General features: G+C 28.5%; 11 protein-coding genes. 6 read left to right on the forward strand and 5 right to left on the reverse strand.

Features of this window, described 5'->3' with window-relative positions; all coding sequences use genetic code 11:
* Positions 1–15 precede the first annotated feature (15 nt).
* Positions 16–420: a bacillithiol system redox-active protein YtxJ gene (gene ytxJ / locus ACSIGC_RS02925; protein ID WP_442266665.1), complete on the reverse strand. Its 405-nt coding sequence runs from the start codon at positions 418–420 to the stop codon at positions 16–18.
* Positions 421–649: 229 nt separating this feature from the next.
* Here ytxJ and clpB point away from each other — a divergent pair, with 229 nt between their 5' ends.
* Together clpB and ACSIGC_RS02935 are read left to right on the forward strand one after the other, a co-directional pair.
* Positions 650–3,253, forward strand: coding sequence for an ATP-dependent chaperone ClpB (gene clpB / locus ACSIGC_RS02930; protein ID WP_442266666.1), 2,604 nt, complete (start codon positions 650–652; stop codon positions 3,251–3,253).
* Positions 3,254–3,337: 84 nt separating this feature from the next.
* Positions 3,338–4,632 (forward strand): IS3 family transposase gene (locus ACSIGC_RS02935; protein ID WP_442265571.1). Its coding sequence is split into 2 segments (ribosomal slippage): positions 3,338–3,704 and positions 3,704–4,632, totalling 1,296 coding nucleotides; the frame shifts between segments, so codons are not numbered across the junction.
* 43 nt (positions 4,633–4,675) lie between these two features.
* Here the strand turns inward: ACSIGC_RS02935 and ACSIGC_RS02940 are convergent.
* From ACSIGC_RS02940 to ACSIGC_RS02955, 4 genes are all read right to left on the reverse strand, one after another.
* Entirely contained in the window at positions 4,676–5,371 is a 696-nt protein-coding gene (locus ACSIGC_RS02940; protein ID WP_442266667.1) for a hypothetical protein, read from the reverse strand.
* 6 nt (positions 5,372–5,377) lie between these two features.
* Positions 5,378–6,523, reverse strand: coding sequence for a serine hydrolase domain-containing protein (locus tag ACSIGC_RS02945; protein WP_442266668.1), 1,146 nt, complete (start codon positions 6,521–6,523; stop codon positions 5,378–5,380).
* 101 nt (positions 6,524–6,624) lie between these two features.
* Complete coding sequence (locus ACSIGC_RS02950; protein WP_442266669.1) at positions 6,625–7,407, reverse strand: LytTR family transcriptional regulator DNA-binding domain-containing protein; 783 nt, start codon at positions 7,405–7,407, stop codon at positions 6,625–6,627.
* 14 nt (positions 7,408–7,421) lie between these two features.
* Positions 7,422–8,237, reverse strand: coding sequence for an RDD family protein (locus ACSIGC_RS02955; RefSeq protein ID WP_442266670.1), 816 nt, complete (start codon positions 8,235–8,237; stop codon positions 7,422–7,424).
* A gap of 21 nt (positions 8,238–8,258) precedes the next feature.
* Here ACSIGC_RS02955 and ACSIGC_RS02960 point away from each other — a divergent pair, with 21 nt between their 5' ends.
* The 4 genes from ACSIGC_RS02960 to ACSIGC_RS02975 are packed head-to-tail and all read left to right on the forward strand — an operon-like array spanning position 8,259 to position 12,130.
* The gene (locus tag ACSIGC_RS02960; RefSeq protein ID WP_442266671.1) at positions 8,259–9,224 is read left to right on the forward strand and encodes a stage II sporulation protein M; all 966 of its coding nucleotides are present in this window, start codon (positions 8,259–8,261) and stop codon (positions 9,222–9,224) included.
* Positions 9,221–9,922: a hypothetical protein gene (locus ACSIGC_RS02965; RefSeq protein WP_442266672.1), complete on the forward strand. Its 702-nt coding sequence runs from the start codon at positions 9,221–9,223 to the stop codon at positions 9,920–9,922. The genes ACSIGC_RS02960 and ACSIGC_RS02965 overlap by 4 nt, the downstream gene beginning before the upstream one ends.
* Positions 9,922–11,130, forward strand: coding sequence for a DUF4350 domain-containing protein (locus ACSIGC_RS02970; protein ID WP_442266673.1), 1,209 nt, complete (start codon positions 9,922–9,924; stop codon positions 11,128–11,130). The genes ACSIGC_RS02965 and ACSIGC_RS02970 overlap by 1 nt, the downstream gene beginning before the upstream one ends.
* A gap of 1 nt (position 11,131) precedes the next feature.
* Complete coding sequence (locus tag ACSIGC_RS02975) at positions 11,132–12,130, forward strand: AAA family ATPase (RefSeq protein WP_442266674.1); 999 nt, start codon at positions 11,132–11,134, stop codon at positions 12,128–12,130.
* The last annotated feature ends 6 nt before the right edge of the window (positions 12,131–12,136 follow it).

The following is a 12,136-nucleotide window of genomic DNA, read 5'->3' on the forward strand; positions in this document are numbered from 1 at the left end:
TGTAAAACCTACATGTTATTTCAGGATTTTTTCTAAATCAATTTGAGTAATATCGTAATGAGAAGCGTGTAAAATAACTTCTCCTTTATTAATTAAAAGAAACTGAGGTGATTGATGCAACACCTGATATTCATAACCTATTTCGTTAGAAACATCTCTATAGTTTAATAAATCTACATAAAAAACATCAATCTTATCATTTAACTCCTTTGAAAAACCTTGATCGAAGTTTTTAATTACAGTTTTACTAATGGCACAACGTGTTGAATGCTTAAAAATCCCTACAGGTTTATTGTGCGATCTTTTAGTAACAGCTTTAATTTGATCAACTGTTTTTAAAGGAATCCAGTTAATATTATTTTGTTTAGTTTCTTTCTTTTGTTCAGATGATTTTTTAAAAAAATTTCCAAAAACTCCCATATCTTACTTTTAAAATAAATTACTTTTAGCGTAGTCTTACTTTTTTTCGATTACTTACAAAGTTACTTTTTTATAAGCTCATGAGTAAAATCTTCAATAATATTCTATTAAAAAACATCTAATAACGACATAATTTCAGTACAAACCAAAAAAACACGACAAAACGACACTATTAACACATTGGAATGTATTTTGACTATTACTGTGTGAAATAAAAAAAGTTGAGAAAATGAATTTTAATAACTATACAATAAAATCACAAGAGACTGTTCAACTTGCGCAACAAATCACGCAAGAATACAATCACAATCAAATTGAGAATGAGCATTTTTTCAAAGCTTTATTACAAGTTGATAAAAATGTATTACCCTACATATTGAAAAAACTAAATGTAAATATCGATTTAGTTTCTCAAGTATTAGAAAAACAGTTAGAAAGTTTTTCTAAAGTTAATGGAGTTGACATTATGCTATCAAGAGAGGCAAATAAAACCTTAAATGAAGCTAGTATTATTGCTAAAAAAATGAATGATGAATATGTATCTGTAGAACATTTAGTTTTAGCTATTTTTAAATCAAAAAGTCAAATTGCTCAGTTTTTAAAAGATCAAGGTGTAAATGAGAAAAATTTAAAAGCAGCTATAGAAGAACTTCGCAAAGGAAATAGAGTAACCTCTCAAAGTGCAGAAGAATCTTATAATGCCCTTAATAAATATGCTAAAAATTTAAATCAATTAGCACAAGATGGAAAATTAGACCCGGTTATTGGTAGAGATGAAGAAATTAGACGTTTACTTCAAATTCTTTCAAGAAGAACTAAAAACAATCCTATTTTAGTTGGTGAACCTGGTACAGGTAAAACAGCTATTGCTGAAGGATTAGCTCACCGAATCATTAAAGGAGATGTTCCTGAAAATTTAAAAGACAAGCAAATTTATTCTTTAGATATGGGTGCTTTAATCGCTGGAGCTAAATTTAAAGGAGAGTTTGAAGAACGATTAAAAGCAGTTGTAAAAGAAGTTACTTCTTCTGAAGGTGACATTGTATTATTTATTGATGAAATTCACACTTTAGTTGGTGCTGGTGGCGGACAAGGAGCAATGGATGCTGCAAATATTTTAAAGCCTGCATTAGCTCGTGGAGAACTTAGAGCAATTGGTGCTACTACTTTAGACGAATATCAGAAATACTTTGAAAAAGACAAAGCTTTAGAACGTCGTTTTCAAAAAGTAATGGTTGATGAACCAGATACAGAAAGTGCAATCTCTATATTACGTGGAATAAAAGAAAAATACGAAACACATCATAAAGTTCGAATTAAAGATGAAGCAATTATTGGAGCTGTAGAACTTTCACAACGTTATATTACGAGTCGATTTTTACCAGATAAAGCTATCGATTTAATGGATGAAGCAGCAGCTAAACTTCGAATGGAAATCAACTCTAAACCTGAAGAATTAGATGTTTTAGATCGTAAAATAATGCAATTAGAAATTGAAATTGAAGCGATAAAACGTGAAAATGACGATTTAAAATTGAAATCATTAAATGCAGATCTTGCTAATTTAAAAGAAGAACGTAATGATATTAATGCGAAATGGCAATCTGAAAAAAGTGTTGTAGATACAATTCAAAAGTTAAAAACTGATATTGAAGATTATAAATTAGAAGCTGAAAAAGCAGAACGTAATGGAGATTATGGTCGTGTTGCCGAACTGAGATATGGTAAAATAAAAGAAGCTCAAGAAGCATTAGAACAACAACAAGAAACTTTAATTAACGAAAGTGATAATGCTTTAATTAAAGAAGAGGTTACTTACGATGATATTGCTGAAGTTGTTGCCAAATGGACTGGGATTCCTGTTACGAAAATGTTACAGTCTGAACGTGAAAAGTTACTTCGCTTAGAGGATGAATTACATAAACGTGTTGTTGGACAAGAAGAAGCTATTGAAGCAGTTTCTGATGCGGTACGACGTTCTAGAGCTGGATTACAAAATCCGAACAAACCAATTGGTTCTTTCCTTTTCTTAGGAACAACTGGGGTTGGTAAAACAGAATTAGCAAAAGCTTTAGCTTCCTATTTATTCGATGATGAAAATGCAATGACAAGAATAGATATGAGTGAATATCAAGAACGTCATTCAGTAAGTCGATTAGTAGGAGCGCCTCCAGGTTATGTTGGTTACGATGAAGGCGGACAATTAACTGAAGCTGTTCGAAGAAAACCATATTCTGTAGTTTTATTAGATGAAATAGAAAAAGCACATCCTGATACTTTTAATATTCTTTTACAAGTATTAGATGAAGGTAGATTAACCGATAATAAAGGCCGTGTTGCTGATTTTAAGAACACCATTATTATCATGACATCTAATATGGGAAGTCATATCATTCAAGAGAAATATGAAACTATGAATGGAGCTATTGAAGCCTCTATGGATTTAGCTAAAGAAGAAGTTTTAGGGCTTTTAAAACAAAGTGTTAGGCCAGAATTTTTAAATCGTATTGATGATATTATCATGTTTACACCACTTTCGAAAGACAATATAAAATCAATTGTTCGATTACAGTTAAATCATATTAAAAAAATGATTTCTGCTCAGAACATAACTTTAGACGCTACAGAGCAAGCTATAACGCATTTAGCCGAAAAAGGATTTCAACCTGAGTTTGGCGCAAGACCTGTAAAAAGAGTTATACAGAAACAAGTGTTAAACTTATTGTCGAAAGAAATTTTAGCTGGAAAAATATCTAATGATAGTCTTATACTTCTAGATGAATTTGATGGAACTTTAGTGTTTCGAAATCCAATTCATGATGAAGAAGAATAAAAAAAGAGGAAGTTTTAACTTCCTCTTTTTTTTATATATTAAAATGTCTCGTCCTGAAATAGCGTTACACAAATTTGTAACCTTATGAACGACAACATTTACCGCAAACGTACTCAGAAAGATTATACGATGAGTTTTAAACTTTCGGTTGTATCGGAAGTAGAAAAAGGCGAATTAACCTACAAACAAGCTCAACTTAAATATGGGATTCAAGGAAGAAGTACTGTTTTAGTATGGTTGAGAAAATATGGTAACTTTGATTGGACTGATCAAACACCATCTAATATGCCAAAATCACCAGAACAAAAATTATTAGAGTTAGAGCAAAAATTACGTCAATTAGAAAAGCAAAACAATCGTTTAAAAGCTCAAGCAGCAGCATCAGAGAAGAAAGCGATACTGTTTGATATGATGATTGATTTAGCTGAGAAAGAGTATAATATTCCTATTAGAAAAAACTCCAAAACCGAGTAATTGATATGTTTGTTTTACAAAAGAAAGAAAGTATTTCTTCTACCTGTAAATTACTTGGGTTTAGCAGACAGGTCTATTATCGAGCTAACTATAGAGTTAAGAAATCTCAATCAATAGCCAATAAGGTTGTTGAATTGGTTAAGCGTGTAAGAATGGAACAACCAAGTATTGGGACAAGAAAACTGTATTATCTTCTTTCGGAGGAATTAAGCAGTTTAGCTGTTGGAAGAGATCGATTATTTGATATTTTACGAGCTAATAAACTATTGATAAAACGACAAAAGAGTTATCACATTACAACCAACTCTCATCATCGTTTTAGAAAACATACTAATCTTATTGAAAATCTGGAAATAAATAGACCAGAACAAGTATGGGTAGCAGATATTACATATTTAGGCAATCGTAAGAACCCTATGTATTTATCATTAATTACAGATGCATATTCTAAGAAAATCATAGGATATCATTTGGATAAAACTTTAGAAGTAAGCTCAACGGTAAAAGCCTTGGAGATAGCTATGAAAAATAGAGTATATCCAGAGAAGGAACTTATCCATCATTCAGATAGAGGATTGCAGTACTGTAGTAACATCTATCAAAATATTTTATCAAAACATAATATTAAATGTAGTATGACAGAATCATACGATCCATATCAAAATGCGATAGCTGAACGGGTTAATGGAATCTTAAAACAAGAGTTCTTTATTGCTACCACAAATCTAGATATTAAGATAATGAAGAAAATAGTAAAGCAATCAATAACTATTTATAACTCTAAAAGACCGCATTGGTCATGTCATTTTAAAACTCCTAACCAGGCACATCAACAAAATAAAATGAAGATAAAATCATATCGAAAAAAAACATCATCTAAAGCTATAGCTTTAGATGATGTTTAATATATTTAATCAATAAATAACTGTAACGGTTATTTAGGACTAGTCAAAATGTATTCTTTCGTATATACTCTATTGTAATTCCTTTATTGTTTTCTGAAATCCCTATCATTTTTAATTCTTTTTCATTTGTTGAAATTTTCCATTTTTCTCTGTTTAGATTCAAATTATGTGGAATAAAAGTAACCTCTGATCTGTGGCCATGAATATGCCAAAACCCCGTTTCTTTATTACCTTTTTCGTCGTATTTCTCATAGATTCTATCCCATCGAATTAACAATTTATTGTATTTCCTTTGTGTTTTTGAATTTGAAACACTCGTTTGTTCCCACATACCTTTAAAATAATCTGCCGGAGACATTGGCTTTTCTGTAATTGGTATTAAAGTAACTTTTACTTCCATCCCATCTTCATTCCTTTTCCAGATCATATTTTCTTTATCAAAAGAAACCAAAAAAGATCCGAATTCATCTGCTAGATTTAACGGGTCTAAAGCTTCATAAGTTTTAGTTTCATTATTATAACTCCATTGTCCTTTAGAATTTTGCAACCACCCATTTCCTGATTCGTAAGATTTATCAGAATTAATTTTCATCCATTTTGCTACAGGTGTTTTACTTCTATTTCCTACCGAAACACTTTCTACTTTCCAAAAACCAATTACCTTTTCTTTTTGCGCATAAAGACTAGTTATAACTATTAAAAATAACAAGACTACTAGTCTATTTTGATATAATTTCATTATTTATTAAATTAAAATTTGAACAATTTTTTGTGCTAAAGCCATTTCATTAGTGTTATTTCCAAGGTTACTTAGAAAACTAATCACATATTCTTGCTTATTTATATTAATGAGTATTGATTTGTAACCATCTGTACTTCCACCATGAATGATATAAGGCTTATTTATTTTTAAATCTCCAATCTTACTTTTTGTATTTGAATCAAAAACGACCCAACCATAACCGTAACTAATATTTTCTGTTTTATTCTGATGATTTTTAATTAACAAACTCAATGATTCCTTAGATAACCAACCGGGATTATCTATTACTTGAGCCCATTTATTTAAATCTAATGGTGTAGAAAATATTCTTCTTCCTAAACTTAAATCTATAAAAGGTGTTTGTAACCATGCTTTACTTTTTTCATCATAACAATAAGCTTTGGCTAACTTTTCTATAACATGATTGTTTTTATCAACTGATATTGTGTTTTTCAACCCTAATGGAATTGTCAATTTTTCTTTTAAAATCTTTTCAAAAGGCATTTTGTAAGTAACTTCTAAAAGAATAGCTAAAAGATGATAAGCAAAATTGCTATAGTAAAACCTTTCATTTGGTGAATGTAGTTGAGGTAATTTGCTGATAAAATTTACATACTCATCATTTGAAAATTGAGAACGTTTAAATTTCAAAAAATTATCCTTTTTCAATTCATTTGAAACACTATTGTAATCTCCTATGCCTGAACGGTGACATAATAAATGATGAAGCGTAATTTCAGAATGAAAATCACCTTGATAATCAAAGTCAATTAAAAGATCTACTAATTTATCTTCTAAATGAAGTAAATTATCCTCAACCGCTTTTAAAACTAAGGCAGCTATCATCGATTTATTCACAGAAGCAATATCAAACTTAGTATTTTTATCCACAGCAATTCCCCAAGTTCTATCTGCTATTCCTAAATAATTTTCATAGATAATTTTTCCCTTTTCTGATATTACAATTCCACCTTGAAATCTATCTTGTGCATATTCATTTGTAAATAACGAATCTATTCGATTTGTAATAATTGAACTATCTCTATTTTTTATTTTTTCAGCTTTTTCTTGACAAGAAAAAAAGGAATAAACACAAGTAATTATGATTATCAAATAAGTCTTTCTCATTTGTTTTTTGTTTTATACAAATATGAAGACTTCTATTTATATTAAGTTATTAAAAAGTAACTTAGGGATTAAAAACGCGTATTTGTGATGAAAGATAGAAGTTAAATAAACGTTCTTTGATATTGTTTAGAGATAGGTATCATTAACTCTAATATTTCAAGATAAAATTTACCTTTTATTTGCTTTACTAATTGAATATTTGATGTGTTTACTAAATAACTTCTATGGCTTCTTTTAATTGTAGGATAATTTTTTAACTCCTCTTCTAAGTTTTTTAACGTTTTTCGTATAAGATGTTCCTTTACTATTCCATTAGATTTATATGTAATCGTTATATAATTACCTGAAGACATTGCACATAAAAAATCTTCCATTTTCACTTTTAACTGATCCTTATCGTTGTCCGATTTTAAGAATAAATATGTAGATAATTTTATCTCTTTTTCTTTAGAAAAAACTTGAATTATTAAATAAAAAGAAAGTGGAAAAAACATCATTAAAGGAAATTCTTTCTGAATTAAAAGATAAGCGTCTATATTCCATTCTTGCCAATTCCAAAAGAAATTAAAAAGTAAGAAAATCAACTGATTCCCTATAACTATTAAACTTAAGTACCAATAAAATTGTTTGCTAAGAGTAATAACTTGAAATCTAGGCTTCACATACGACTCTAAAAAAAATAGATAGGTAAAAGTTAAAACCCCAAAACTTATACTTCTAAATAAATGTGAATGACCTGAATAAGAAACACCTTTCTGAATCCCATACGCTTCAAAAAAATACAAAAAATAAAAAACTGCAATTCCAGAAATTAAACCAAAAGAAATTGGTAATAAACCGAGTAGCTTATCTTTCTTGTAAAATGATTTATCTAAAAGCAACATCAATATAGTAATATTTAATCTTGAGTATAATAATTGAAATCTTTTAAGACCACATCTATAAATTGAATATCTGTAAGTTCTGTTGGTTTTTTAATACTTGTAACTTCCTCTATTTTAGATCGTAATTTAATTAAAGTATTATAATCTTTGCTTCTTCTAGCTTTTACATAAGTATCTTTTATGATTCTGACATCATTATCTGAAAGTTTAATTACATTAGAAAACCTAGGTTTATAATCTTCCTTGATTTCTTCTAAAATAGTTCGAGAAAAACTAGCTTTATCTTTTAAATAAACAACAACTGTATTAGCAGCGAAATCTCCTACTCTTTGATTGTTCTTTGTGAAAATAATTAAAAGAAAACCAGCCATTTTGCCTGCTAAAAAAATAAGATACAACATTACAAAAAACTCTTCTCTCGCTAAATTATCGTAAAAGAACACAAAAATTAAAATGAAAAAATTAAAGTCTACTACACGCATAAACCAACGAATAGTATAATCTAAAAATGATGGTTTAAAACCTTCAAAGTTTATTACTCTTATATTCATTACTTTTTTTCCTAAGGTTTGTCCATTCATTAATACTTCTGAGTATAAAGAATAAAATGTAATAGGCAGAAAAAACAATACTTGTACAGCTATTTTCGACCAACGATCTTGATCTATATTTGAAATTACTGTATCGAAATCTACGAACTTAGCTAAAACGTAGATGTAAGCAATTTTTACGATATTATCTATCACAAAAGCTAATAAACGTTGACCGACATTTGCCATCTCAAAATTTATTTTAACATTTTGTGTAGTATTTACTTGTAGTGTGTTCATACAATTTTTACATTTGTCTCTATGAGAGAGATCGCTTTTATAAAGCAAAATAAAGAAAAATGGCTTGAATTCGAAGAAGTAATTTCAAATAAAATTGAAAAAACTCCTGATGAAATCGCGCACCTTCACATTCAAATAATGAATGACTTGTCGTATGCGCAATCATTTTATCCCAAAAGTAATGTTGTTCCTTATTTAAATAAACTTGCAAAGAGTAGTTACAGCAAAATATATCATACTAAAAAACAAAGTAAGAACACATTTTTCTCTTTCTTTTTAGAAACAGTTCCTTTATTATTGTTTAAGCATAAAAAATACATGTATATTTCTTTTGCTGTATTTTTCACATTCTTTTTTATAGGTTTACTTTCTACATTTAATGATGAAAATTTTGCTCGTGAAATTCTAGGAAACAGTTATGTAGATCATACTTTAGAAAATATAGAAAGTGGTGATGCACTTGCCATTTATAAAGGTGGTAGTACTTGGGGAAGTTTCATAGGAATTTTTAATAATAATCTTAGAGTTGGTTTAAACATGTTTTTATCTGGACTTTTTATTGGAATTGGTTCTGGATATTATATTATGGTTAATGGAATTATGGTAGCTGTTTTTCAGGCTTTCTTTTACCAACACAATTCTTTAGTTGATAGTTTATTAGGTATTTGGATTCATGGTACCTATGAAATATTTGCTATGATCATTGAAGCAGGTTGTGGATATATTATTGGTGCAAGCATCTTATTTCCAGGAGCTTTAAAACGTTTTGAATCTTTTAAAAAAGGCTTACGAGAAGCTTTTTTTATCTTTTTAAGTACAATTCCTTTTACTTTTGCAGCCGCATTTTTAGAAGGGTATGTAACACGACATTATAACAGAATGCCTGCATTCTTCTGTGTATTAATAATTTTATTCTGTTTGGTTACAATTTCATATTACTATTTAATATTTCCATATAAAGTAGCTAAAAAACAACAAGCTATATGATTAAAAAGCTACTCTATTTTATATTCCTATTTATAGGAAGTTTACAACTATTTGCTCAAGAAGAAGATATCTCTTACGAAAGTTTTCCTCCTGAAAATAGTATAGAAAAGCAACGTAATTTTAACGATGATTTATCTTCTAAATATAATTCTGATGATTTTAAATATAAAGATGATGTAGAAAAAAAGCCTAAGAAAACTGGACCAAATTTCCCGTCTACTTTTCTTAGTAAGGTGGTGCATTTTTTTGTAACGATATTTCCTTATTTACTTGCTTTAATTATCATTTTTATTGTTGTAAAAGCTTTAATAGGTGAGGATTTTAAATGGTTCAATGCATCTAGAAACAAAAAAGTCGAACGTGTTTCCATACTTTCTTCTGAAGAAGAATCGTACTTAGAAAATGAAGATTATATCAAACTAATTGCTTTATCTAAACAAAAAGGAGATTATAGAAATGCGACACGTTATTACTATTTGTTATTATTAAAAAGTATGTCTAATAAAGGATTAATTACTTTTGATAAGGATAAAACAAACACAGAATATATTTTCGATTTACAAAAGAAGGAATTAAGAAAATCTTTTTCTTACTTATTATACATTTACGATTACGTCTGGTATGGAGAATTTAATGTTAATCAGACTAATTTTGAGGTAATAGAATCTAATTATGAATCTTTTTTAAAACAATTATAATGCTAAAAAGGACTAAATTATACATAATAGGATTCGTATTATTTTCTATAATTGGTTGTAAAAAAACCAACTGGAGAGAAAACTATCAAGAGCGTTCTAAAGAACCTTTTGGAACATACATTTTTGCCAATGAACTTGAAACCTTATTTAATTATAATGAGTTTACAGTTTTAGATGAGCATATTTACGATTATTTATTAATCAATCCAGTTACTACCAAAGATCAGGCGAACTATGTTTGTATTAAATCTTATGCTTATCAATTAGATAAAAAAACTACCAAAAAACTTTTAGATTTTGTAGCTGTTGGTAACGATATATTTCTATCCTTAAATAGTTTTAATGATACTTTTGAAAAAGAATTAAACTTTAAAACTGAAAATTTAGATAGTACTGTTTATGATATTAAGTTTTTAAAAGAACTTGACGGTACTTTTTATCTCAATAATCAAGAATTTAAAGTTGATAAATTTTATTTTGACAGAAATATTAGAAAGAATTATTTTAAATCTTTAGACAGTACAAAGACTATTGTTTTAGGATCACAAAATGTACCTTCCGAAGGTAAAAAACCAAACTTTATAAAAGTTAGTCACGGAGAAGGAAATGTATATTTACATACACAACCTATTGTTTTTACAAATTATTATCTACTAAAAGATACTGCTCCAAAATATGTAGAAAATGTATTCTCTTATCTTCCAGACAGATCAGTTTTACTAGATACACAAACAAAACGTAGCAAATACAACTATAGTGATGAGCAAAAATCCGCATTACAATTTTTCTACAAGCACCCAACTTTAAAATGGGCGTTATATGTTGGATTTATAGGCTTACTTTTATTTTTATTCTTAAATGCCAGAAGAAAACAACGCGCAATACCTGAATTAAAACCTTTAAAAAATTCAACTCAAGATTTTACACACACTATTGCAAACTTATATTTAAGAGAAGACAATCATAAAGATTTAGTGAATAAAAAAATCACATATTTCTTAGAAAAAGTACGTTCGAAATACCATTTAGACACACAAAATTTAAATTCAACATTTATTGAAAAATTAGCAGCTAAATCTGGTAACACAGAACATACTACAAAATATTTAATTAATACAATTACAACAATTAATAAAAGATCGCAATGCTCACAAGAGGAGTTAGTACAGCTAAACTCTCTTATCGAGAATTTTATAAAAAACAAATAATATGGAAGAAACAACAACTCCAAAAGACGGTTTAGAATTTGAAAACAGAATAGATCTTTCTGAATTACAAGAAAGTGTATATAAGATTAAAAATCAACTTCATAAAGTAATTGTAGGTCAGAAAAATATGATCGATCTATTAATTGTTGCTATATTTTCTGACGGACATGCTTTAATTGAAGGAGTTCCTGGAGTTGCAAAAACAATTACTACAAAATTATTATCTAGGGCAATGGATATTGATTTTAGTAGAATTCAATTTACACCAGATTTAATGCCATCTGATATTTTAGGAACATCTGTTTTTAATGTAAAAACTTCTGAATTTGAATTTAAAAAAGGTCCAGTTTTTTCTAATATGGTTTTAATTGATGAAATTAACAGAGCTCCTGCTAAAACTCAAGCTGCATTGTTTGAAGTAATGGAAGAAAAGCAAATTACAATGGATGGAAAACGTTATCCTATGAGTGCTCCGTTTATTGTATTAGCTACTCAAAACCCTATTGAACAAGAAGGAACTTATCGTTTACCTGAAGCTCAATTAGATCGTTTTTTATTCAAAATTAATGTAGATTATCCTACTGCTACTGAAGAACTAGAAATTGTTACCAGAGAACAAGCCTTACTAAAAGATAAAAAATTAGATAAAGTAGAAAAAGTAATTACTGGTGAAGAGATTCTTAAGTTTAGAGACTTAATTACAAATATCAAAGTAGAAAAAAACTTATTACAATACATTGCTAATATTGTAGTTAACACAAGATCTAACTCATTTTTATTTTTAGGAGCTTCACCAAGAGCAACAATTTCTATTTTAAAAGCTTCTAAAGCATTTGCTGCAGTAGCAGGAAGAGATTTTGTTACTCCAGAAGATATTAAAAACGCTGCTATTCCAGTTTTAGAACACAGAGTAATTGTAACTCCTGAACGTGAAATGGAAGGTGTTACAAGTAAACAAATCATTGAGCAAATAATTGAAGCTGTAGAAATTCCTAGGTAATTGTAA

The organism is Tenacibaculum aquaeponti, from assembly GCF_052084715.1.
Classification (GTDB): Bacteria; Bacteroidota; Bacteroidia; order Flavobacteriales; family Flavobacteriaceae; genus Polaribacter.

Coding starts and splice junctions, on each gene's coding strand:
- ACSIGC_RS02955 (WP_442266670.1), bottom strand. CDS start 8,237: ATGAACACACTACAAGTAAATACTACACAAAATGTTAAAATAAATTTT.
- ACSIGC_RS02950 (WP_442266669.1), bottom strand. CDS start 7,407: ATGTTGCTTTTAGATAAATCATTTTACAAGAAAGATAAGCTACTCGGT.
- ACSIGC_RS02965 (WP_442266672.1), top strand. CDS start 9,221: ATGATTAAAAAGCTACTCTATTTTATATTCCTATTTATAGGAAGTTTA.
- ACSIGC_RS02945 (WP_442266668.1), bottom strand. CDS start 6,523: ATGAGAAAGACTTATTTGATAATCATAATTACTTGTGTTTATTCCTTT.
- ACSIGC_RS02975 (WP_442266674.1), top strand. CDS start 11,132: ATGGAAGAAACAACAACTCCAAAAGACGGTTTAGAATTTGAAAACAGA.
- ACSIGC_RS02970 (WP_442266673.1), top strand. CDS start 9,922: ATGCTAAAAAGGACTAAATTATACATAATAGGATTCGTATTATTTTCT.
- ytxJ (WP_442266665.1), bottom strand. CDS start 420: ATGGGAGTTTTTGGAAATTTTTTTAAAAAATCATCTGAACAAAAGAAA.
- clpB (WP_442266666.1), top strand. CDS start 650: ATGAATTTTAATAACTATACAATAAAATCACAAGAGACTGTTCAACTT.
- ACSIGC_RS02940 (WP_442266667.1), bottom strand. CDS start 5,371: ATGAAATTATATCAAAATAGACTAGTAGTCTTGTTATTTTTAATAGTT.
- ACSIGC_RS02960 (WP_442266671.1), top strand. CDS start 8,259: ATGAGAGAGATCGCTTTTATAAAGCAAAATAAAGAAAAATGGCTTGAA.